Here is a 21,214-nt window from a genome sequence, read left to right as displayed (position 1 = left end):
TGCCCCTGCGCCCTCTTCGAAAGGCGGGCCGTCTCGGAAAGGCGGGCGGGCCGTCTCAGAAGGGCAGGCCGGGGATGCCGCCGCCGCCGAGGCCCTGGGCGAGGGGGCCGAGCTTCTGCTGCTGGAGGGCCTGGGCGTTCTCGTTGGCCGCGTGGACGGCCGCGACGATCAGGTCGGCGAGGGTCTCGGTGTCCTCCGGGTCCACCGCCTTCGGGTCGATCTTCAGGGCGCGCAGCTCGCCGGAACCGGTGACGGTGGCCTGCACCAGGCCGCCGCCGGCCTGGCCGTCGACCTCCGTGTTCGCCAGTTCCTCCTGGGCCCGCGCGAGGTCCTGCTGCATCTTCTGCGCCTGCTGCAGCAGCTGCTGCATGTTGGGCTGGCCGCCACCGGGGATCACGATGTGTTCTCCTCTGTCGCTCTGTACGCCGCCCCGGGGCTTCTGTCAGGCCCTTGGGCGCCTCTGGGGACGGGGCTCACCCGTCCGGAACGAGCCTACGTGGTCGAGGGGGCCGTCGTGCCGCCACTCTTTCGGGTGAGCCGAGTGTCTGTCCTATACCTGATCAAGGCCCACTTCCGGACGGAAAGGATGCGAAACCCTCCACTTCGCCACCCATTGGGCGGTAGGAAGGGTCCGGCGCATCAGCATCAGGTGTCACGCGAGCGCCGTCACATCACGCAGCGTGATCAGTAGGGAGTGCCGGGTGGGTCAGCCGGAGATGCAGCCCGAGGGGCCGCCGCAGGACGGGCGCGGCGACGGTGCGGCGGCACTGCGGCCGGGCGATCTGACGGGGCGGGCGTTCCCGCACGGCGACTGGGCGGAGCCCGCCGAGCGGCTGGACGAGCTGTACCGGTGGGTGGAGGAGGGGGCGCTGCAGACGGCCGCCTGGTATCTCGCCGACCGGGTGTGGAAGCGGCGGGGGGCGCGGGCGCTGCGCACGGGTGCGGCGGCCGGCGTGGTCGGCGGTGCGGCCCTGCCCCTGCTCGACCTCACCGAGGTGATGGGCGGCGTGGCCCCCTGGGGCTATCTGGCCCTCCTGCTGTCCGTCGCCTGCGTGGCCGTCGACCGCTTCCTCGGCGTCACCTCCGGCTGGATAAGGGACGTCGCCACCGCCCAGGCCGTGCAGCGGCGCCTGCAGGTCCTCCAGTTCGACTGGGCCTCCGAGAGCGTCAGGGAGGTCCTGGGCCCGACGGAGGGCACGGCGGGTGAGGCCGCCGAGCGCTGCCTCGCCGTCCTGCGCCGCTTCTGCGAGGACGTCACCGACCTGGTCCGCGCCGAGACCGCCGACTGGATGGTCGAGTTCCGCACCGGCCCGGCCCCCCTCGGCCTCCAGTCCGCCGTCCCCACCGCCGTACGCCCCTCCGACCCCGGCACGGTCAACGGCCGCTTCCCCCTGCCCCCGGGCGGCACGACCCGCCCGAACATGCCCCGCCAGCGGCCACCGGAGCCGCGGTGAGCCTGGGCGGCGGTGGGACGCCGGGTCACTCCCGCGTGTAAGTCAGCTCCTCGCCGGTGGACGTGTTCACGCGGCGCAGGGTGCCGTCGGGCTCCAGGGTGACGCGGGTGGGGGCGCCGGGGGAGCAGGAGGTGGCCGGTTCGCCGGTGGTGACCGTGGAGGGGCCGATCTCCAGGGGGCCCTGCTCGCCGGGGTCTTCGGAGAGTTCGGCCTCGAACTCGCAGTGGTACGTGCCGCTTCCCGCCGGGCCGTCCGCGACGAGGGACAGGACCGTGTCGCCCACCTCGCCCTGTCTGATCGTCAGCACCCTGCTGTCGGTACCGTCGTCGCCGTCGATCGTCGCCGTCCAGGTGCCGACGTAGCCCTGCGGGACCACTCCGTCCTCGGCAGGGGACGGGCTCGGGTCGTCGCCGGTCGTGGTCGTGGTCGGGCCGGGCGTCGTGGGGGCGGCCGTGACCGGGGACTTCGTGCGGTCGTCGGCGCCCGCCTTGCCGTCGTCGCCGCTGCCGGCGTTCATCAGGGCGTACACCGACCCGCCCGCCGCGAGCGCGACGACCAGCGCCACGGCGACCAGGGCCGCGGTGGCCCGGCCGTTGCGGCGCGGGGGTTCCGGGAGGGGGGACCGCGGGCCGTAGAGGGTCGGGCCGAGGCTCGGGGCGCCGTAGGCCGGGGGCTGAGCGCCGTACGAGGGTGGGTGAGCTCCGTGGGGCGGGGTGTGGCCGCCGTGGATCTGGCCCTGGCCGCCGTAGGCCGGTGGCCCCTGCTGCGGGTAGCCGTACGCGTGGCCGCCGTGGCCGTACGACGGTGGCGTGCCGTACGCCGGATGGGGCGGGGGCAGCTCCGGCCGGGGCGCGGGGGGTGCGGCCACGGTCGGCAGGTGGTTCACCGGCGCGCCCGGCGGGGGATACCCCGCGGGAGCCGGTGCGGCGTCGGCGGCGGGCGCGTGTTCCGGTGAGGACCCGGTCTCCGTGCCCTCCGGGTCCTCCACCTCCAGCAACCCCACGGCGTGGCGGCCGAGTTGGGCGACCAGGGCGCCCGGCAGCCAGGGGTCGCGGGAGCGGCCGCCCATGACGGTGTCCTCCGCGCCGGTGCGCTCCAGGATGCCGTCGAGGGTGGGGCGGGCGCCGGGGTCCTTCCTGAGGCAGTCGCGGACGAGGTCGGCGATGCCCTCGGGGACCCCGCCGAGGTCGGGCTCCTCCTGGGCGATGCGGAACATCAGGGCGTGCACCCCGCTGTCGGCGTCGCCGAAGGGGAGGGTGCCGGTGGCGGCGTAGGCGAGGACCGAGCCCAGGCAGAAGACGTCGCAGGCGGGCGTGATGCGGTCGCCGCGGACCTGCTCGGGCGCCATGAAGCCGGGCGAGCCGATGAGCGCGCCGGTGCGGGTCAGGCCCCCGGCGTCGGCCGCGCCGGTCACCGTCTCCAGCGCCCGTGCGATGCCGAAGTCGATGACCCGCGGCCCGTCGATGGTCACGAGGACGTTGGAGGGCTTCAGGTCGCGGTGGACGATGCCCGCGGCGTGGATGTCCTTCAGGGCGTGCGCGAGGCCGGCCGCGAGGATGCGGACCGAGCGTTCCGGCAGCGCCCCGTGGTCATGGCCCACCACCTGCTGCAGGCTCGGCCCGGCGACGTACCCCGTCGCCACCCACGGCACGTCCGCCTCGGTGTCGGCGTCCAGCACGGGCGCGGTCCAGTGGCCGCCGACGCGCTGTGCGGCCCGTACCTCCTGGCGGAACCGCTCGCGGAACTCCTCCTGCGCGGCCAGTTCCCGCCGGACCAGCTTCACGGCGACCGTGCGCCCGCGGTCGGACCGGGCGAGATACACGTGTCCCATCCCGCCGGCACCCAGCCGCGCCAGCAGCCGGTACGCCCCGATACGCGGCGGATCCCCCGCCCCGAGCTTCTCCACCGCAGGCCCTCCCCCGGCACCCCGCCTGTGCGACAGCCCCACGATAGTGCGGCGTCGTGCGGGGCGAGCCGGCCCGCGTCTACGGTTCCGTAACAGCCGGTCCGGTCTGGTCGAGGATCTTCGACAGCCGCTCCAGCACCTCGACGGCCTGTGCGAGTTCCGCCTCCCCGAACGCCTCCGCGAGCCGCGCCGCGAACGCCGCGTGCCCCGGGTCGATCCGGCGTACGGCGGCCAGCCCCGCCTGCGTCGGCGCGAGCAGTTTGGCGCGGCGGTGGGCCGGGTTGGGCCGGTACTCGGCGAGCCCCCGCTCGACCAGCAGGTCGGCGATGCGCTGGACGCTCTGCCGCGTGATGCCCATGGCCCGCGCGATGCCGGACACGGGCAGCGGCTCGCGCAGCACCGCGCCGAGCACCTGCCACCAGGCGGCGGTGAGCCCTGCGGGCCGGGCCAGTTCCTCGGCGACCGCGAGGAACTGCCCGTTGAGCCGGAAGACACCCAGCGCGCTGCGGCTGAGCAGGTCCTGCTGCTCCCGGCTCACCGCGCGCCCGCCTGCTCGCCGGCCTTCTCCAGCACGGCGTACGCCTCCGGGTCGGAGTCGTGGAACAGCCGGTACCAGGCGTCCAGCACCTCACCCTCGTACACCCCGAGCAGTCCGAGGATCTCCCGGGCGAAGGCGACGGGCTCGGTGGGGCCGGCCGTGATCAGCCGCCCGTCGGTCACCGCGTCGGCCTCCACGTAGCGCGCGCCGCCCGCGTACCCGGTCGCCGCCAGGTAGAAGGACACCGCGCTGGTGTGGGAGCGGTCGTCGAGCAGACCCTCGCGGGCGAGGCCGGCGGTGGCGCCGCAGATCGCCGCGACGGGCACGCCGGCGTCGAGGAACTCGCGGGCCTTGCGGGCGAAGGGCGCCAGGTCGTCCGACGTGTCCCAGAGGTCGGCGCCCGGCAGGATCAGCAGGCTGCTGTCCTGCGGCCGAACGTCGTCCAGGGCGAGGTCGGGGGTGACGCGCAGTCCGCCGATGCTGCGGACGGGCCGCCCGGCCGCCGGGCCGACCGTGCGGATCTCGTGGCCGGCGCGGGCGAGGTGGGCGGTGGCGTGGCCCGTCTCCCAGTCGGCGTAGGTGTCGTAGACGGCGTGGTGCACGGGCTTGCGGACGGTGGTGCTCATGGGTCCTCCTCCGGGCCGTACCTCGGGCTTTCCCCATTCCCTTATGACAGAATGCTGTCACTTAGACAGCCTCCTGTCAATTGGCTCGATGCCTCCACGGCCTCGACAACGTGTCGTGGAAAGCCCCCGTCCACAGACAGGACGCCGATACCGATTCCGCATCGCGGACATCTACGCTCGCCCGCATGACCCCTCAGCCCCATCCCGAAGCCGGCGCCGCAGTGAAGGCCGCGGACCGCGCGCACGTCTTCCACTCCTGGTCGGCGCAGGAACTCATCGACCCGCTCGCCGTCGCCGGCGCGGAGGGCTCGTACTTCTGGGACTACGACGGCAAGCGGTACCTCGACTTCACCAGCGGGCTCGTCTACACGAACGTCGGCTACCAGCACCCCAAGGTCGTCGCCGCGATCCAGGAGCAGGCCGCGCGGATGACCACCTTCGCGCCGGCCTTCGCGATCGAGGCCCGTTCGGAGGCCGCGCGGCTGATCGCCGAGCGGACCCCCGGCGACCTGGACAAGATCTTCTTCACCAACGGCGGCGCCGACGCCGTCGAGCACGCGGTGCGCATGGCCCGGCTGCACACGGGCCGCCCGAAGGTGCTCTCGGCCTACCGCTCCTACCACGGCGGCACCCAGCAGGCCGTCAACATCACCGGCGACCCGCGCCGCTGGGCCAGCGACAGCGGCTCCCAGGGCGTCGTGCACTTCTGGGCGCCCTTCCTCTACCGCTCCCGCTTCTACGCCGAGAGCGAGGAGCAGGAGTGCGCGCGGGCCCTGGAGCACCTGGAGACGACGATCGCCTTCGAGGGGCCGCAGACCGTCGCCGCGATCATCCTGGAGACCGTCCCCGGCACGGCCGGGATCATGGTGCCGCCGCCCGGCTACCTCGCCGGCGTGCGCGAGATCTGCGACAAGTACGGCATCGTCTTCGTCCTGGACGAGGTCATGGCCGGCTTCGGCCGCACCGGCGAGTGGTTCGCCGCCGACCACTTCGGCGTCGTACCGGACCTGATGACCTTCGCCAAGGGCGTGAACTCCGGCTACGTCCCCCTCGGCGGCGTCGCCATCTCCGCGAAGATCGCCGACACCTTCGGCAAGCGCCCCTACCCGGGCGGCCTGACCTACTCCGGGCACCCGCTGGCCTGCGCTGCCGCCGTCGCGACGATCCAGGTCATGGCCGAGGAGGGCGTCGTCGAGAACGCCGCCACGCTCGGTACGACGGTCCTGGAGCCGGCGCTGCGCGAGCTGGCCGAGCGGCACCCGAGCGTGGGCGAGGTCCGCGGCCTCGGCATGTTCTGGGCGATCGAGCTGGTGCGGAGCAAGGAGACGCGCGAGCCGCTGGTGCCCTACAACGCGGCCGGTGCGGCGAACGCCCCGATGGCCGCGTTCGCCGCCGCCATGAAGGCCGGCGGGGTGTGGCCCTTCGTGAACATGAACCGCACCCATGTCGTGCCCCCGTGCAACGTCACCGAGGCCGAGCTGAAGGAGGGTCTGGCCGTGCTGGACACCGCGCTGAGCGTGGCCGACGAGCACACCGAGCAGGACTGAGTCTCTTCTCGCCCCCAACGCGTAAGGTGGCGTGCTCGTGGACGTACTTCTGTACGGACACCGTGAGCACGCCACCTTCTCGTGACGAGGACGAGGGAGACAGTCAGCACCATGCCCGGCAGCAGCGGCAGCACGGCCGTGACGCGCAGCACCCTGCGGCAGCAGATCGCGGACGCGCTTCGGGACGAGGTGCTGGCGGGGCGGCTGCAGCCGGGACAGGCCTTCACGGTCAAGGAGATCGCCGACCAGTACGGCGTCTCCGCGACCCCGGTGCGCGAGGCGCTGGTCGACCTCACCGCGCAGGGTCTGCTGGAGGCCGACCAGCACCGCGGCTTCAAGGTCCGGGAGTACTCGGTCGCCGACTTCCGCGGACTCGTCGAGGCCCGCACCCTCGTCACCGACGGCATGTTCCACGCCCTCGGCAAGGGCCACCAGAACTTCAGCGACCCCGACGACCCGCGCACCGCCGCCGCCCTCGCCGGGGTACGGCGCCGCGGCGAGGAGGCCCAGCGCGCCGCCACCGCCGGCGACCTCACCGTGCTGATCGGCTACGACCTGCGCTTCTGGCGGGAGTTGAGCTCCCTCTACGGCAACGTCTACCTCTCCGACTTCCTCCACCGGCTGCGCGTGCAGTCCTGGGTGTGCGCGGTGCAGCGGCTGCGGCTCCTGCCCGATCTGCGCGGCCGGCTGTGGGCGGGGCACACCGACCTCGTCGACGCGCTCGCCCGCCGCGACACCGACACCGCGCGCGCGATCGTCGCCGCGTACAACGACCACTCCCTCGGCCTGATCGGGAAACCGGCCGAGGAGTGAGAGCCGCCGGGCCTCCCGCGGACTGAGCCGCCCCACGCGGGGGAACCATCCGTGGACCGCACCGATTACGCTGCCCTGACCGCTGTCCTGCCGAGCGCCGACCCTTCCCTCCGAGGAGCCCTCCTTTGGCCTGTGACCTGTGGCTGGTACCTCTCGTCGACGTGTTGTGCCACACCCCCGACAACCCGTTCGCCGAGGAACTCGCGCAATACGACCGGGTGCTCGCCGAGGCGGGGCTCCCGCCGGTGCCGGTGTACCAGTACATGCCCGGGCTGTCCGGCGAGGTCGGCCCGGTCGCCGGCTTCGACTACGACGCGCTGCACTTCCTGCGCCGCGTCTACCTGCTGCAGATGTGCGGGCTGCCGGTGACGCCGGTGGACGAACTCGGCGGCGACTACGAGCAGTTGCTGGAGATGTTCGAGACGACGGCCCAGCAGTCGCACCTGGTGTGGCACTACGACCACGCCGGCGCGTACGTCCCCGTCGACTTCCCCCACCCGCTCTCCGACGACGAGATGCTGGCCGGCGGCGGCCCGTTGGGCTCCTCCCAGGCCCTGCTGCGCGAGCTGGAGCTGATCGCCCCGGCCATCGGCATCGACCCGGCCAACCCCCCGGCGGCCCCCCAACCACCGCCCTGGCCCACCGACCTGGAGGAGCCGGCCGCACCCGCGCCCTACGACGCGAGTCCCTTCGCCCGTGAGCGGCATGTGTGGCTGGGGCTGCACGCGGCGGCCACCCGGAGCCTGGCGCAGGGGTCGATGATCGTCTTCAGCTGACGGTCACTGCATCTGCGACAGGCCCTTCTGCAGCTCCTCCAGGTTCATGACCGGCGTGACCTCGACATAGGCGTTGAGGTCGGTGAAGAAGGCGTCGAGGGTCGGCGGGATCTGCGAGCTGTCCGCGAGATCGACGACCATCAGCATGGTCCGGTGCCCGTCCATCGGCCCGAAGTAGACCGCCTCCGGCTTGACGCGCTCCAGGGTCGACTTGATCATCTCCGGCATCTTCCCGCTCCGGATCGCCTCGTTGCCGCGTTCCGTGTCCACGTTCGCCTTGACGAGCAGACGCATCGCACTCACCTTCTCACGGCCGACGCACCTACCACCTCAGCGTAGGCCCGCCCTGCCGGGGGTGCCTCTCAGCCGATGAGACGGATGTCCGGGGGCCACAGCACCCCGTCGGCCAGCAGAAGAGCGGGGCCGAGGTGGACGGGACACACATGCAGGGGGCCGCGCCGGTGGCGGAGCACCTCGAAGCGGGCCGGCTCACCGCACTCGGTCGCGTCGACCTCTCCGCCGTACGGTCCCCTGCACCGCAGCCCGCGTTGGGTCATACTTCGATTCCAACGCCGAACGGGCGCCTCCGCTTGCTGGAGGCGCCCGTTTTTCCGGGGTTCCCGAATCCGGCCGGTCCGGTCTACAGGTCCGGTCTACAGGTCCGGTCTACAGGTCCGGTCTACAGGTCCGGTCTACAGGTCCGGTCTACAGGTCCGGTCTACAGGTCCGGTCTACAGGAACGAGTTGATCTCGATCGTCTCGTCCCGGCCCGGGCCCACGCCGATCGCGGAGATCGGGGCGCCGGACATCTCCTCCAGGGCCTTGACGTACGCCTGCGCGTTCTTCGGCAGGTCGGAGAACGACTTCGCCTTGCTGATGTCCTCCGACCAGCCCGGCAGCATCTCGTAGACCGGCTTCGCGTGGTGGAAGTCGGTCTGCGAGTACGGCAGTTCCTCGACCCGCTTGCCGTCGATCTCGTACGCCACGCAGACCGGGATCTGCTCCCAGCCGGTGAGGACGTCGAGCTTGGTGAGGAAGAAGTCGGTGAGGCCGTTGACGCGGGTGGCGTACCGGGCGATCACCGCGTCGAACCAGCCGCAGCGACGGTCACGGCCGGTGGTGACACCGCGCTCACCACCGATGCGGCGCAGCGCCTCGCCGTCCTCGTCGAACAGCTCCGTCGGGAACGGACCGGCGCCGACACGCGTCGTGTACGCCTTGAGGATGCCGATGACCCGGCTGATCTTCGTCGGGCCCACACCGGCGCCGGTGCAGGCGCCGCCGGCGGTCGGGTTGCTGGACGTGACGAAGGGGTACGTGCCGTGGTCGATGTCCAGCAGCGTGCCCTGGCCGCCCTCGAAGAGCACGACCTTGTCGTCCTCCAGGGCCTGGTTCAGGATCAGCACCGTGTCGGCGACGTACGGCTTGATCTGCTCGGCGTAGCCCAGCAGCTCCTCGACGACCTGGTCCACGGCGATGGCGCGCCGGTTGTACAGCTTGGTCAGCAGCTGGTTCTTGACGTCGAGCGCCGCCTCGACCTTCTGCTGCAGGATCGACTCGTCGTACAGGTCCTGGACCCGGATGCCCACGCGGTTGATCTTGTCCGCGTAGGTGGGTCCGATACCGCGCCCGGTCGTGCCGATCTTCCGCTTGCCGAGGAAGCGTTCCGTCACCTTGTCGACAGTGACGTTGTACGGCGTGATGATGTGCGCGTTACCGCTGATGAGGAGCTTGGACGTGTCGACACCGCGGTCGTTCAGCCCGCTCAGCTCGGAGAGCAGGACAGAGGGATCGACGACGACGCCGTTGCCGATGACCGGGGTGCACCCCGGGGACAGGATTCCGGAGGGGAGAAGGTGAAGGGCGTACTTCTGGTCGCCCACGACGACCGTGTGGCCGGCGTTGTTGCCGCCCTGATAGCGGACCACGTAGTCGACGGATCCGCCGAGCAGGTCGGTGGCCTTCCCTTTACCCTCGTCACCCCACTGAGCACCGAGCAGCACAAGTGCGGGCACGCGCGTACACCCCTTCCGGGCGGGGCATGTCCAAGGTCAGGGGCGTACGCCACACGGCTCGTGCGTGCACACCGGCGACCTTCGTCGGCCGCAACCCGTCGGACCGGATGCCCCGGAATAGACGAAGCCCCTGGCGCAATAGCGCAAGGGGCTCTTGCACAAAGATGCTACCCGAGGAAGCGAGGCATGGCCGAGGTGGCGACTTTCGCGACATCCGATCAGCTGCTCGTGGTGATCGATCCAGCCGCTCGGAGGATGGACGGAGAGGCCGTACGGATCGCGAAAGACGTGCTCAGCGCGGGTGCCGCGACCAAGGTGTGCCTGCCGGACGGCCCGGACGAATTCGCCCGCGCGCTGGCGCGCCGCGGGTCGCGCCGGCCGGTGGTGGTCGGGGACGACCGGGCGCTCGTGCGGGCCGTGTCGCTTCTGCACCGGCAGCGGGAGCTGGCCGAGTGCGCCCTGTCGGTGGTGCCGGTCGGGACGATGCTGGGCCTGGCCGGGTCCCTGGGAGTGCCCACGGGGGCCGTCGCCGCGGCGCGCGCGGCGCTGGACGGCGTGGAGCGGCGTCTGGACCTGCTCGTCGACGACAGCGACGGGGTGGTGGTCGGCGCGCTGCGGATCCCGCCCGTGCCGGCGATGGGCGTGCCCGCCGCGGTCGGGGAGGCCGGGCCCGAGAGCGCCGGGCGGGTGCCCTGGCTGCGGTCCGCCCGGTCCCTGGTCCGCACTCTGGGCGCCGCACGGCCGTCCCGGCTGTCGGAGGTCGTCGTCCCTCCCGGCGGGCCCTCACGGCTGCGCGTCGAGGTCGACGGGGTCACGCTGGTCGACCTCGACCAGCCCGTCCGCGAGCTCTCCGTCACCCCCTGCGCGGGCTCCGCCGAGGTGGAGGTCCGCCCGGTCTCCGTCGGCGCGGAGGCCGCACCCCTGCGGGCGGCCGGCCGGCACGTGACCGTCTCCGGCGCCGACTTCCGCTACCGGGCGGACTCGGTGGTCTCGGGACCGGTCCGCAGGCGGACGTGGACGGTGTGGGAGGGGGCACTGGGGTTGCGGCTGCCGGGCTGAGGCGGGCGGTTCCTGACCGGTGGGTTGCGGCTGGTGTGGGGTGGGGGCGGTTTCTGCCGGTGGGTGGGGGCGGTTTCTGCCGGTGGGTGGGGCCGGCTTCTCCCGGTGGGGGGGCGCGGCGGGTCGGGCCGGCTTTTCCCGGTGGATCGGGTTGGCTGCTGCCGGTGAAGGGTTGCCGCGGGTCGGGTCGGCTGCTGCCGGTGAAGGGCCGCCGCGGGTCGGGCCGGCTGCCCGCGGGTGGGCGTCGTGTGTGCTGAACGGTTGCGGGCGGTCGGCGGGCGAGCCCGCGGCTCACGCGATCTCGACGCTCAGTCCCTCCAGACCCCGGATGACGAAGTTCGGCTTGCGCCGCGGCTCCGCCGCCAGCCGCAGGGTCGGGGCGCGCTCCAGCAGGGCCCGCATGGACGCGGCCAGCTCGATACGGGCCAGCGGGGCGCCGATGCAGTAGTGGATGCCCGCGCTGAAGGAGATGTGCGGGTTGTCCCCGCGGGTGAGGTCGAGCCGCTCGGGGTCGCTGAAGACGGCCGGGTCGTGGTTGGCGGACCCGAAGAGCAGGGCCAGCTCGGCGCCGCGCGGCACGACGACGCCGTCGATCTCGATGTCGTCCAGCACCCAGCGCTCGAACAGCTGCAGCGGGGTGTCGTAGCGCATCAGCTCCTCGATCGCCGCGGGGACGAGGGAGTGGTCGCCGCGCAGGATTGCGAGCTGCCCGGGGTTGCGGAACAGCGCGTACCAGCCGTTGACCGTCGCGTTCACCGTCGCCTCGTGCCCGGCGTTCAGCAGCAGCACGCAGGTCGAGATCATCTCCTGCTCGGTGAGCCGGTCCCCCTCGTCGTGCGCCGCGATGAGCCCTGAGATCAGGTCGTCACCGGGCTCCTTGCGGCGTTGGGCGATCAGCTCGCGCAGGTAGTCGGAGAACTCCACGGAGGCCCGCACGGCCTTGTCGGCGGCCTCCTGCGACGGGTTCAGCTCGTACATCCCGCAGATGTCCGCCGACCAGGGCCGCAACGGCGCCCGGTCCGCCTCGGGCACGCCCAGCATCTCCGCGATCACCGCCACCGGCAGCGGCTCGGCGACGTCCGCGAGCAGATCGCCGCCGCCCCGCCGCACCAGCCGGTCCACCAGCTCACCGGCCAGCCGCTCCACGTACGGCCTGAGCCCCTCCACCGTGCGCGGCGTGAACGCCTTCGACACCAGCCGCCTGATCCGCGTGTGGTCCGGCGGCTCCAGATCCAGCATCCCGTGGTCGTTCAGCGTGTGGAACGGCTCGTGCTCCGGCGCCGGCGCCGGCCGCCCGAACTCCTCGTGCGTGAAGCGGTGCTGGTACGTCCGCCCCAAGCGCCTGTCCCGTAGCAACGCCGACACATCCGCGTGCCGCGGCACGAGCCACTGCCCCGTCGGCGCGTACTCCAGCACCCGCCCCCTCTCCCTCAGCTCGGCGTAAGCGGGGTACGGGTCCGCGAGAAACGCGGCGTCCCAGGGGTCGAAGGCGAGCTCAGTACGGGCTGACATGCTCGGACGCTAACGCGCGGGGGTCGGGTTCGCCAGGGGTGGGGCGCCGCGGCGGAGCCCGCCCCTCATCCCGGCGTCACCAGACGCGCCTCGTAGGCGAACACCGCCGCCTGGGTGCGGTCGCGCAGTCCCAGTTTCACCAGGATGCGGCTGACGTGGGTCTTGATCGTGGACTCGGCCACCACCAGCCGCTCGGCGATCTCGGCGTTCGACAGGCCCTGGGCGATGAGGACCAGGACCTCCGTCTCGCGCTCGGTCAGGTCCCCGTAGGGCGTCGTGTGGGCCGCGGTGCCCGGTGCCGGGGCCGGGCGGTGGGTTTCCGAGAGCTTGGAGAACTCGCTGATCAGGCGCTTGGTCACCGAGGGTGCCAGGAGGGCTTCGCCGGCCGCCACGACGCGGACCCCGTCGGCCAGTTGGCGTGCCGAGGCGTCCTTGAGGAGGAAGCCGGAGGCTCCCGCGCGCAGTGCCTGGTAGACGTACTCGTCCAGGTCGAAGGTCGTCAGCACCAGGACCTTCGCCGTGCTGTCCGCCGCGACGATCTCCCGGGTCGCCTCGATGCCGTTCAGTTCCGGCATGCGGATGTCCATGAGGACGACGTCCGGGGCGAGTTCGCGGACCTTCGTCACCGCCTCGCGGCCGTTGACCGCCTCGCCCACGACCTCGATGCCGGGCATCGCGTTCAGCAGGACGGAGAAGCCCTCGCGCACCATCATCTGGTCGTCGGCGATCAGGACGCGGATGGTCATGCCTGGTCCTCGCTCGCCGTGGCCACCGGCAGGAAGACCGCCACCTCGTAACCGCCGTCGTCCGTGGGGCCCGTCGTCATCTCGCCGCCCAGCATCGTCACCCGCTCCCGCATGCCGGTGATGCCGTGGCCGGCTCCCGGGGAGGGCTTCACCGAACCGGGCTCCGGCGGCGGGCCGTTGACTATCCGCAGGCCCAGGCCGCCGAGGACGTAGCCGATCTCGACGCGGGCGGCCGCGCCCGGCGCATGGCGCAGGACGTTGCTCAGGGCCTCCTGGACCATGCGGTACGCCGACAGCTCGACGCCCTGCGGCAGTTCGCGTATCGCTCCGGTGACGGCCTTGTCGACCTCCAGGCCCGCGTCGCGCACATTGCGCAGCAGGGCGTCCAGGTCGGCGAGGGTCGGCTGCGGGGCGTCCGGTGCCTCGTAGTCCTCGGCCCGGACCACGCCCAGGACGCGGCGCAGTTCGGTGAGGGCGGCGACCGCGTTCTCCCGGATGGTCGCGAAGGCGCGCTCCAGCTCCGGTGGCGGGTTCTCCACGCGGTAGGGGGCGGCTTCGGCCTGGATGGCGACGACCGACATGTGGTGGGCGACCACGTCGTGCAGCTCGCGGGCGATGGTGGTGCGCTCCTCCAGCAGGGTCCGCCGGGAGCGCTCCTGCTGGGTCACCGTCTGCTGGGCGGTGACCTCCTGGGCCGCCTCGCGCCGCACGTGCAGCACGGTCACCAGGAGCAGCGCGACCGCCGACAGGAACAGCATGGCCGCCGTGTCGGAGTCGTAGTAGTACTGCTGCCGGGCGACTTCGGCGGAGAAGCCGTACGCCGCGGTCAGCAGCCACATCCAGGTGGCGGTGCGCGGCCGGGTGCGTATCGCGACGATCGTCATCACGAACAGGTGCGCGGCGAAGCTGCCCGGCTGCCAGGGCCAGCCCTCCCCGCTCAGGCCGATCACCGCGATGAACGGGGTCGACGCCAGCGACAGCCAGAACGCGGCGACCGGCCGGACCAGGGTCAGCAGCACCGCCACCGCGGGGATCAGACTGCCCAGGACCGAGAAGGGCGAGCCGAGGTCCCGGCCCGTCGAGACCCCAGCGGTCAGGGCGATCCAGGCGAGCACACCCACCACCGCGTGCGGTGTCCACACCGCGTGACGGCGTACCCGCGGCGGGAGTTTCCGCAACTGCCGGCCGTCCTCGGCGAGGCGGGGCAGCGGGCGGTAGGCGAACGCGTCCTGGAGCAGGTCCTGCCGCATGCCGCGCAGGGCGTCCATCGCGGCCCGCGCCTCGGGGCTGCGCGGGGTGTAGGGCTCGTAGGGATTCTCCGGCGCGGTCCCCCGCGTCCCGTCGCCGCTGGTGTGGGTCGTCTCGGTCACATACGGAACGGTAGGGCTGGGCGGGTGTCGTCGTCGTCACCAGTGAGGGGGGTCCTTCGGTATCCCTCTCAGGTACTACGGGTGCCGGCCGCGGGTTCAGTAGCCGGTCGGCCGCACCAGCCCCGACTCGTAGGCGAACACCGCGGCCTGCGTGCGGTCCCGCAGGCCCAGCTTCACCAGGATGCGGCCCACGTGCGTCTTGACGGTCTGCTCGGCCACGACGAGCTTCTCCGCGATCTCGGCGTTCGACAGGCCTCGGGCGATCAGGGCCAGCACCTCCGTCTCCCGCTCGGTGAGGTCGCCGACCCGCTGCTTCAGCGGGGCGCGCGGGGCGCCGTCCAGCCGGGAGAACTCGGCGATCAGACGGCGGGTGATGCCGGGCGCGAGCAGGGCGTCGCCGGCCGCGACGACGCGGACCGCCTCGGCGAGCTGGTCCGCGGAGGCGTCCTTGAGCAGGAAGCCGGACGCGCCGGCGCGCAGCGCCTCGTAGACGTACTCGTCGAGGTCGAAGGTGGTCAGCACCAGCACTCTGGTGTCCGAGGTCGCGCCGGTGACGCGGCGGGTGGCCTCGATGCCGCCGAGCTCGGGCATGCGGATGTCCATGAGGACGACGTCCGGGGCGAGTTCGGCGACCTTGGCGACCGCGTCCAGGCCGTCGACCGCCTGGCCGACGACCTCGATGTCGGGCTGGGTGTTGAGCAGCACGGTGAAGCCCTGGCGGACCATCTGCTGGTCGTCGGCGATGAGGACGCGGATCGCACCGCTCTTCATGGGGTCTGGTCTCCTGTCGGTGGGTCGGCCGGGCGCTCGGGGAGGCCGGTGTCCGGCATGGGCAGGGCATGCTCGTCCCGGCTCCAGGCCGCGGCCTGCTCGGCGTCGCGCGGGAGGAACGCGGTCACGGCGAAGCCGCCCTGGTAGGTCCTGGAGGCGTTGATCTGGCCGCCCAGCATCGCCGCCCTCTCCCGCATGCCGAGCAGGCCGTGTCCGGCGCCCGGAGAAGGCGGGACGGGCCGCTCGGGAGGGGTGTTGACGATCCCGAGGTACAGGCCCTCGGGGAAGTGGGTGACGCCGACGCTCACCCTGGCGCCCGGCGCGTGCCGCAGGACGTTGCTCAGCGCCTCCTGCACGATCCGGTACGCCGACAGCTCCACGCCCGGCGGGTAGGGCCGGCCGGCCTCGCCCATGACCTCGGTGGTGACCGTCAGGCCCGCCGCGCGGGTGTTGTCGATCAGCGCGTCCAGCCGGTCCAGTGTGGGCTGCGGGGCGTCGGGGGCGGCGCCGCTCGTGAAGTCGCCGAGGCCGTCGGTGTCCCCGGGGTGCTCGGAGCGCAGGACGCCGAGGACGCGGCGCAGTTCGGTGAGCGCCTCCAGCGCGTTCTGCCGGATGCCGGCGAGGTTCTCCTTCAGCTCCTGCGGCGGATCCTGCACCAGGTGCGGGGCGACCTGGGCCTGGATGGAGATCACCGACATGTGGTGGGCGACCACGTCGTGCAGCTCGCGGGCGATGCGGCTGCGCTCCTCCAGCAGGGTGCGGCGGGCCCGCTCCTCGGCGGTGATCTCCGCCTGCTCCTCCAGCTGGTCGCGGGCCTCGCGGCGTCCGCGCAGGGCGCTGCCGAGCAGGACGACGGCACCGAACACGGCCACCGCCGTCACCCCGGTCCCGCCGTAGTTCGCGCCACCGACGAGACCCTGCACGACATACGTGGCCAGCGCGGTCACGCCGAGCGCTTCGACGGCCACCCGGGTCGGGAGCCGCAGGGCGAGCAGCAGCAGCACCAGGGCGTGGGCTATCAGGGCGGGCGCCGCCCACGGCCAGGCGACGTCCGGTTCGGCCTGACCGGAGATCAGCTGGGAGCGGGTCGACAGGGCGGTGACGACGGCGGCCGTCGTCGACAGCAGCCAGGCCGGCACCGGCCGCCACAGCGCCAGGATCAGGGCCGCGCCCTGCCCCAGCGCGAGCAGCAGCGCGTACTGGGCGTTCTCCCCGTAGGTGTCGTTCAGCAGGGACGCGTCGGTGCCGATCACGATCACCGCGACCAGGCAGACCAGTCCGTGCGGCAGCCAGCGCAGCCACAGCGACGGCGGCAGCGGTGCCGCGTCGAACGTCCACAGGTCCTCGCGCAGGGTCCGCAGCCCGGACCGGGCTCCGTGCGCGTCGGACCGCCGCGGCGGCCCTGCCGCGTCCCCCGTGCCCCTCATACCCCTCACCCTAGACATGCCGTACCTCCTCGACGACGGCCCCATGGCCGCCGTCCGACGGGCCGCCGCGCGGCCGGAACACCTTCACCGGGCGGGCCCGACCCCGGCGGCCGTCCTGCTCGCGGTGCCGGAACGCCGCCCAGCACACCGCGAGGACGCAGACGAACACCGGCAGCCAGGCCAGCCGGGCCGCGACCCAGTCCAGGCCGTCGGGGGCCGTGTGCAGGCCGGGCAGCGGCCCGACGGGGAGCACGGCCGCGGTCGTGGCCATCAGGGCCGTCTGATGCCACAGGAAGATCGTCATGGCGAAGAGGTTGGCGACCGCCACCACCGCCCACACCACCGGCCGTGCCGTCGCCCGGCGCAGCCGCCCCCGCATCAGCAGCGCCAGTCCGCACTGGGCCATGCCGAAGGTGACGGCGGCCAGCGTCGGAGGGTTGAGGTTGGAGACCGCGGCGCCCGGCACCCCGACCATCGACGCCGGACAGCCCGCCCATGCCACCAGCGCGGCCGTCACCGGCACACCGCCGGCCAGCAGCAGCCACCCGGCCCGGCGGCCCTCCAGCTCACCGCGCGTCCAGGCCGCGCCCAGCGTGTACGGCACCGCCCAGCCCGCGGCGAGGTTCACCCAGCCGAGCCATGCCGGGCCGCCCAGGCCGAAGCGCACCAGGTCGACGTGGACGACGACCGCCAGCGGCCACAGCGGATGCAGCCGGGCCAGCAGCGGCGTCGCCGCCGTCAGCCCGGCGAGGACCAGCAGGAACCACAGCGGCGACAACGCCAGCTTGACCAGCGTCCGTACGGTGCCCAGGTCCGTGCCGGACAGCAGCAGCGCCACCGTGACCACGGTCCACAGCCCCAGCACGGCCGCCACCGGCCGGAACAGCCGGGCCAGCCGCAGCGCCAGCCACCGCCGGTACGGGACCCCCTGCGCCCGCGCGGCGGCGAGTCCGCGGGTCGCCACATGCCCGCCGACGAGGAAGAACACGGCCAGCGTCTGAAAGGCCCAGGAGATCGGCGCCAGCCACGGCATGTCCCCGAGCGGGCTCGCGGTGCGCAGGCTGCCGCCGTCGGCGACCAGCGCGGTCACCAGCCAGTGCCCCAGCACCACACCGAGGATCGCGAGGGCGCGCAGGGCGTCGACCGCGCGGTCCCGGCCGGGCGGGGTGGCCGCGTCGAGACGGGCGGCCGAGCGGCGTATGCGGGCTCGCAGGGGGCCCGCAGTCCGGTCAGCCACGGCTCACCTCCGACGTGTCGCCGAGGACGATCCGCGCGAGGTTGGCCAGCGCGACCGAGCCCGGGGTGAAGTAGTCGCTGTGGCCACCGGCGCCGGCCGCGAAGACCCGGGCGCCGTAGGCCGGGGAGACCGGGTCGGTGCCGAAGCCGACGGTGGTGACGAGCAGGTCGGCCCGTATGTGCGGCACTTCGCCCACCCAGTCGTCGGAGCCGCGGGCCGCCCACACCCGGGCCCGGGTGTGCAGGTCCGCCGCGCTGTCCGCTCCGGTGCCCGGGCTGCCTAGGAGGACCAGGTCGTCGACGGATGCCCGTTCGGCCGCACGGGCGCAGACCACCGAGCCGTAGGAGTGGCAGAGCAGGGCCACGGCCGCACGGGACCCGGTGACGCCGTGCAGGGTGCGCAGGAACTCCCGGAGCCGGGCGGCCCCTTCCTCCGCGCGGTCCGTGGTCAGCACCGCCGCGCTGACCGTGCCCGGGGTGTCGTAGCCCAGCCAGGCGACGACCGCCGTGGTGGTCGTGGCCGGGGCCTGTGCGGTCAGGCGCCGGTGCAGGGCGAGGGCGCCCGCGCGGAAGCGGTCGTAGGTGTCGAGCGAGGTGTCGGAGCCGGGCACCAGCACGGCGACACGGTCGGCCCGCGCCAGATCGCCGAAAACCTCCACGGCCCGGCCCTCCCCGCGGCCGTCGAAGGACAGCAGACCCCGGGACGGGGCGGCCAGGGCCCGCTCCACGCGCGCTCTGTGCCGGTCGCCGTGCTCCTGCGCCATGCGGGACGCCCACGCGGCGTTGGCCCGGTGGGCGGCGTACACCCCCTCCAGCGTGGCGGCGGTGACGGGACCGGTCCTCGCCGGTGCGGGAGCGGGGATCCGCGGCCGGGCGGCGGCGGAGAGCGGCAGCACGAGAGCGGCCACGAGGAGGGTGGTGAGCAGGGCACGAAGCCGGAGCCGACGCCGGGCTGCCGGTTCCTCACCCGGCCGATGCGCTGCGCCGTCGCCGTCGCCGTCGCCGTCGCCCACGCTCACACCGACACCGACACCGACACCGACACCGACGATCGCTGGACGCCCGGCCTCCGACCGCACGGCCGCCGTCCGCCCGGCAACTGCCCACCCCGCCGCCGCCCGCCCGGCAACTACCCACCCGGCCGCCGCACGCCCGGCAACTGCCCACCCGGCCGCCGCACGCTCGGCTGCCGCCTGCCCGGCAACTGCCCGTCTCCGCCCGGTCCCCGCCCCGACGCGCCTTCTGCGCAGGCCCACGGCCGTCCTCCCCTCCAGCCGGCCCGCTCATCGGGCCGCTCTGGTGGGAAAGTTATGGATCGAGGTCTGTCGCTCGCGTCCCGCCGAAGAGCTCTTCTGCCGCGTAGCTCTCAGGTATTACGGGTATCACCGGGGGCCGCCCGGGCCGCCGTCCGCCTCCCGGACGGACCGGTACGCGTCCCCCTCACCAGGCCAGTTGCGCGATCTCCTCCGCCACCACCGCGCACGCGTCGGCCACCGGGTCGATCAGCGGGAAGTGCCCGACGTCCTCCAGCAGGGTCACGCCGACCACCTCGCCGGCCTTCGCGGCGGCGTCGGCGTAGGCGTCGGCGACGGCGTACGGGACGACGTCGTCGGTGCGGCCCTGGACCAGGGTGGTGGCGATGCCGGTGGGGAGCAGGAGCGCGGGGTCGGCGTACGGCAGGCGCTCGGTGAAGCCCGCGTCCCCTCCCAGGAGTTGGCGCGCGGCCCCGCCGCAGACGCCGAGCTTCTCGGCGACCGTGAAGTCGGCGATGGGCGCGAGGGCGACGACGCCGCGCAGGGGCGCGGGCCGGTCCAGGCGCCAGGGGGCGTCCACGGGCAGCACATGCCGGGCCGCGGCCCACAGCGCGAGGTGGCCGCCCGCGGAGTGACCCGTGACCACCGTGCGGCGCGGGTCGGTCTGGGGCAGCGCCTCGCGGGCGAGGCCGGGCAGGGCGTCCAGCGCGGCGGCGACGTCGTCGAAGGTGTCCGGCCAGCGGCCCGCGACGGGCCCGCCCTCGCCCGGCGCCTCCAGGGCCCCGCGCCGGTACTCCACGCTCGCCACGCCGAACCCCCGGTGGGCCAGGAAGCCCGCGAACGGGCTGATGTGCGCGCGGTCGTACGGCGCCCGCCACGCGCCGCCGTGCAGGACGACGACCAGCGGGGCGGGGCCGCCGGGTCCGGCCTGGACGCGCGGGGCGTAGAAGTCGATCAGCTGGTCGGGGTGGTCGCCGTACGCGGCGGTGACGTCGGGGTCGACGGGCGGGTGCGAGAACGCCGACTCCTCCTCGGCGGCTGCCCGTGCTGCTGCGGCGTCGTCCGGCATGCTCCAACCTCTCAGCGGCGAAACGGATGTGGCGGACCGGGTGAGATCGACCGGCAGAACTCCGGCCGTTGGCGGGGACGGTATCAGGCCCGTGACGTGCGCGGACACGGGGATGTTCACGCAGGGTGAGGATTAAACGGTTCTGCTGTTTCGTTACGCTGCCCTCAAGGGCTGAGCACTGGAGCAAGCCGTACGAGGAGGTCGCCCATGTCCGCCGAACCCGGCACCGTACGTCCCGGAGGGCGTACAGCGCGTGTGCGCGCGGCCGTTCTGCGCGCGGCCGGCGATGTGCTGGCCGAGCAGGGGTTCGCGCACCTCGATCTCGCGGACGTCGCGCGGCGGGCCGAGGTGGGCAAGACGACGGTCTACCGGCGCTGGGGCTCGGTGACCGGGCTGGTCGCCGACCTGCTCGCCGACATGGCCGAGCAGTCGCTGCCGCGCGAGGAGACCGGGTCCGTGCTCGGGGACCTGCGGGCGAACGCGGCCCTGGTCCGGCGGACGCTGGCCGATGCCCGGCAGGGGGCGTTGTTCCGGGCGGTGATCGCCGCGGCGACGTGTGACGCGCGTACGGCGGAGGCGCTCGCCCGGTTCTACGAGGTGCGGGTGGCTGAATGGGCGCCTTGTGTGGAACAGGGCGTGGTGCGTGGGGAGTTGCCTGCGGGTACGGATGCGGGGGATGTCGTGCGGGCGGTGTCGGCCCCGCTGTACTACCAGTTGCTGACGACCGGGGTCGCGCCGGATGCCGCTGCCGCCGAGCGGGCTGCGCGGGCTGCCTACGCGGCGGCGGTGGCGGGGGTGTTCGTCGGGGGGAGCCCTGGTGGCACGGGGGCCTGCGGCTGAGAGGTGTGCGGCGGTGGGGCGGCCGGGGTCTTCCCGCCGTACGCGACCGCGGGCCGTCGTGGCCAGGCGCGCAGTTCCCCGCGCCCCTGAAAGACCGCCCTCCCTACCAGGGTCTTCCCGCCCTACGCGACCGCGAGCCGTCCGTGGCCAGGCGCGCAGTTCCCCGCGCCCCTGAAAGACCGCCCTCCCTACCAGGGTCTTCCCGCCCTACGCGACCGCGAGCCGTCCGTGGCCAGGCGCGCAGTTCCCCGCGCCC

General features: G+C 73.5%; 21 protein-coding genes. 6 read left to right on the top strand and 15 right to left on the bottom strand.

The features are described from left to right. Positions 1 to 55 precede the first annotated feature (55 nt). On the bottom strand, positions 56 to 397 hold the full coding sequence (locus tag ACIGXJ_RS11880) for a YbaB/EbfC family nucleoid-associated protein (RefSeq protein ID WP_399643386.1): 342 nt from the start codon (positions 395 to 397) through the stop codon (positions 56 to 58). Positions 398 to 701: 304 nt separating this feature from the next. Here ACIGXJ_RS11880 and ACIGXJ_RS11875 point away from each other — a divergent pair, with 304 nt between their 5' ends. Further along, positions 702 to 1,454 (top strand): SLATT domain-containing protein, encoded by a 753-nt coding sequence (locus tag ACIGXJ_RS11875; protein WP_399643384.1) that lies wholly within the window; start codon positions 702 to 704, stop codon positions 1,452 to 1,454. A 25-nt stretch (positions 1,455 to 1,479) separates the two neighbouring features. Here the strand turns inward: ACIGXJ_RS11875 and ACIGXJ_RS11870 are convergent, their stop codons facing one another. From ACIGXJ_RS11870 to ACIGXJ_RS11860, 3 genes are all read right to left on the bottom strand, one after another. Further along, positions 1,480 to 3,360 carry a serine/threonine-protein kinase gene (locus tag ACIGXJ_RS11870; RefSeq protein ID WP_399643382.1) on the bottom strand — a complete coding sequence of 627 codons (1,881 nt, stop codon included), beginning with the start codon at positions 3,358 to 3,360 and terminating at the stop codon, positions 1,480 to 1,482. Positions 3,361 to 3,439: 79 nt separating this feature from the next. Continuing rightward, positions 3,440 to 3,898: a MarR family winged helix-turn-helix transcriptional regulator gene (locus ACIGXJ_RS11865; RefSeq protein WP_399643380.1), complete on the bottom strand. Its 459-nt coding sequence runs from the start codon at positions 3,896 to 3,898 to the stop codon at positions 3,440 to 3,442. Next, positions 3,895 to 4,524 (bottom strand): type 1 glutamine amidotransferase family protein, encoded by a 630-nt coding sequence (locus tag ACIGXJ_RS11860; protein ID WP_399643378.1) that lies wholly within the window; start codon positions 4,522 to 4,524, stop codon positions 3,895 to 3,897. Before ACIGXJ_RS11860 ends, ACIGXJ_RS11865 begins: the two co-directional genes overlap by 4 nt. 185 nt (positions 4,525 to 4,709) lie before the next feature. Between ACIGXJ_RS11860 and ACIGXJ_RS11855 the strand changes: the two genes are divergently transcribed. The 3 genes from ACIGXJ_RS11855 (at position 4,710) to ACIGXJ_RS11845 (ending at position 7,660) form a co-directional block, all read left to right on the top strand. Then, positions 4,710 to 6,071 carry an aspartate aminotransferase family protein gene (locus ACIGXJ_RS11855; RefSeq protein ID WP_399643376.1) on the top strand — a complete coding sequence of 454 codons (1,362 nt, stop codon included), beginning with the start codon at positions 4,710 to 4,712 and terminating at the stop codon, positions 6,069 to 6,071. Between the two features lie 111 nt (positions 6,072 to 6,182). Next, complete coding sequence (locus ACIGXJ_RS11850) at positions 6,183 to 6,884, top strand: GntR family transcriptional regulator (RefSeq protein ID WP_399643374.1); 702 nt, start codon at positions 6,183 to 6,185, stop codon at positions 6,882 to 6,884. A gap of 125 nt (positions 6,885 to 7,009) precedes the next feature. After that, on the top strand, positions 7,010 to 7,660 hold the full coding sequence (locus ACIGXJ_RS11845; protein ID WP_399643372.1) for a hypothetical protein: 651 nt from the start codon (positions 7,010 to 7,012) through the stop codon (positions 7,658 to 7,660). Between the two features lie 3 nt (positions 7,661 to 7,663). Here the strand turns inward: ACIGXJ_RS11845 and ACIGXJ_RS11840 are convergent, their stop codons facing one another. The 3 genes from ACIGXJ_RS11840 to ACIGXJ_RS11830 form a co-directional block, all read right to left on the bottom strand. After that, a complete protein-coding gene (locus ACIGXJ_RS11840; RefSeq protein ID WP_399643370.1) occupies positions 7,664 to 7,954 on the bottom strand; it encodes a hypothetical protein in 291 nt (96 codons plus the stop codon). A 68-nt stretch (positions 7,955 to 8,022) separates the two neighbouring features. Next, positions 8,023 to 8,217 (bottom strand): hypothetical protein, encoded by a 195-nt coding sequence (locus ACIGXJ_RS11835; RefSeq protein WP_399643368.1) that lies wholly within the window; start codon positions 8,215 to 8,217, stop codon positions 8,023 to 8,025. Between the two features lie 174 nt (positions 8,218 to 8,391). Further along, the gene (locus tag ACIGXJ_RS11830) at positions 8,392 to 9,675 is read right to left on the bottom strand and encodes an adenylosuccinate synthase (RefSeq protein ID WP_399643366.1); all 1,284 of its coding nucleotides are present in this window, start codon (positions 9,673 to 9,675) and stop codon (positions 8,392 to 8,394) included. 186 nt (positions 9,676 to 9,861) lie between these two features. On the opposite strand from ACIGXJ_RS11830, the gene ACIGXJ_RS11825 reads away from it, so the two are divergent. Further along, complete coding sequence (locus ACIGXJ_RS11825) at positions 9,862 to 10,734, top strand: diacylglycerol kinase family protein (protein ID WP_399643364.1); 873 nt, start codon at positions 9,862 to 9,864, stop codon at positions 10,732 to 10,734. A 291-nt stretch (positions 10,735 to 11,025) separates the two neighbouring features. On the opposite strand, the gene ACIGXJ_RS11820 is transcribed toward ACIGXJ_RS11825, so the two are convergent. The 8 genes from ACIGXJ_RS11820 to ACIGXJ_RS11785 form a co-directional block, all read right to left on the bottom strand. Continuing rightward, positions 11,026 to 12,246, bottom strand: coding sequence for a cytochrome P450 (locus ACIGXJ_RS11820; RefSeq protein WP_399643362.1), 1,221 nt, complete (start codon positions 12,244 to 12,246; stop codon positions 11,026 to 11,028). Between the two features lie 65 nt (positions 12,247 to 12,311). Further along, on the bottom strand, positions 12,312 to 12,992 hold the full coding sequence (locus tag ACIGXJ_RS11815; protein WP_399643360.1) for a response regulator: 681 nt from the start codon (positions 12,990 to 12,992) through the stop codon (positions 12,312 to 12,314). Further along, a complete protein-coding gene (locus ACIGXJ_RS11810; protein ID WP_399643358.1) occupies positions 12,989 to 14,362 on the bottom strand; it encodes a sensor histidine kinase in 1,374 nt (457 codons plus the stop codon). The genes ACIGXJ_RS11815 and ACIGXJ_RS11810 overlap by 4 nt, the downstream gene beginning before the upstream one ends. Before the next feature lie 96 nt (positions 14,363 to 14,458). Then, positions 14,459 to 15,133, bottom strand: a complete 675-nt coding sequence (locus ACIGXJ_RS11805; protein WP_399643356.1) for a response regulator — start codon at positions 15,131 to 15,133, stop codon at positions 14,459 to 14,461. Beyond that, on the bottom strand, positions 15,130 to 16,560 hold the full coding sequence (locus ACIGXJ_RS11800) for a sensor histidine kinase (protein ID WP_399643354.1): 1,431 nt from the start codon (positions 16,558 to 16,560) through the stop codon (positions 15,130 to 15,132). Before ACIGXJ_RS11800 ends, ACIGXJ_RS11805 begins: the two co-directional genes overlap by 4 nt. Positions 16,561 to 16,570: 10 nt before the next feature. Then, entirely contained in the window at positions 16,571 to 17,797 is a 1,227-nt protein-coding gene (locus tag ACIGXJ_RS11795) for an acyltransferase (protein ID WP_399643352.1), read from the bottom strand. Further along, positions 17,790 to 18,704 carry an alpha/beta hydrolase gene (locus ACIGXJ_RS11790; RefSeq protein ID WP_399643350.1) on the bottom strand — a complete coding sequence of 305 codons (915 nt, stop codon included), beginning with the start codon at positions 18,702 to 18,704 and terminating at the stop codon, positions 17,790 to 17,792. Before ACIGXJ_RS11790 ends, ACIGXJ_RS11795 begins: the two co-directional genes overlap by 8 nt. A gap of 532 nt (positions 18,705 to 19,236) precedes the next feature. Beyond that, entirely contained in the window at positions 19,237 to 20,118 is an 882-nt protein-coding gene (locus tag ACIGXJ_RS11785; protein ID WP_399643348.1) for an alpha/beta hydrolase, read from the bottom strand. Positions 20,119 to 20,325: 207 nt separating this feature from the next. On the opposite strand from ACIGXJ_RS11785, the gene ACIGXJ_RS11780 reads away from it, so the two are divergent. Then, positions 20,326 to 20,958 (top strand): TetR/AcrR family transcriptional regulator, encoded by a 633-nt coding sequence (locus ACIGXJ_RS11780; RefSeq protein WP_399643346.1) that lies wholly within the window; start codon positions 20,326 to 20,328, stop codon positions 20,956 to 20,958. Positions 20,959 to 21,214: the final 256 nt, after the last annotated feature.

The organism is Streptomyces sp. NPDC053367 (assembly GCF_044545925.1).
GTDB lineage: Bacteria > Actinomycetota > Actinomycetes > Streptomycetales > Streptomycetaceae > Streptomyces.
The sequence above is the reverse complement of the archived record's forward strand: the minus strand, read 5'-3'. Positions and strand labels throughout refer to the sequence as shown.

Coding starts and splice junctions, on each gene's coding strand:
- ACIGXJ_RS11800 (WP_399643354.1), bottom strand. CDS start 16,560: ATGAGGGGCACGGGGGACGCGGCAGGGCCGCCGCGGCGGTCCGACGCG.
- ACIGXJ_RS11855 (WP_399643376.1), top strand. CDS start 4,710: ATGACCCCTCAGCCCCATCCCGAAGCCGGCGCCGCAGTGAAGGCCGCG.
- ACIGXJ_RS11780 (WP_399643346.1), top strand. CDS start 20,326: ATGTCCGCCGAACCCGGCACCGTACGTCCCGGAGGGCGTACAGCGCGT.
- ACIGXJ_RS11825 (WP_399643364.1), top strand. CDS start 9,862: ATGGCCGAGGTGGCGACTTTCGCGACATCCGATCAGCTGCTCGTGGTG.
- ACIGXJ_RS11820 (WP_399643362.1), bottom strand. CDS start 12,246: ATGTCAGCCCGTACTGAGCTCGCCTTCGACCCCTGGGACGCCGCGTTT.
- ACIGXJ_RS11860 (WP_399643378.1), bottom strand. CDS start 4,524: ATGAGCACCACCGTCCGCAAGCCCGTGCACCACGCCGTCTACGACACC.
- ACIGXJ_RS11815 (WP_399643360.1), bottom strand. CDS start 12,992: ATGACCATCCGCGTCCTGATCGCCGACGACCAGATGATGGTGCGCGAG.
- ACIGXJ_RS11835 (WP_399643368.1), bottom strand. CDS start 8,217: ATGACCCAACGCGGGCTGCGGTGCAGGGGACCGTACGGCGGAGAGGTC.
- ACIGXJ_RS11785 (WP_399643348.1), bottom strand. CDS start 20,118: ATGCCGGACGACGCCGCAGCAGCACGGGCAGCCGCCGAGGAGGAGTCG.
- ACIGXJ_RS11850 (WP_399643374.1), top strand. CDS start 6,183: ATGCCCGGCAGCAGCGGCAGCACGGCCGTGACGCGCAGCACCCTGCGG.
- ACIGXJ_RS11805 (WP_399643356.1), bottom strand. CDS start 15,133: ATGAAGAGCGGTGCGATCCGCGTCCTCATCGCCGACGACCAGCAGATG.
- ACIGXJ_RS11840 (WP_399643370.1), bottom strand. CDS start 7,954: ATGCGTCTGCTCGTCAAGGCGAACGTGGACACGGAACGCGGCAACGAG.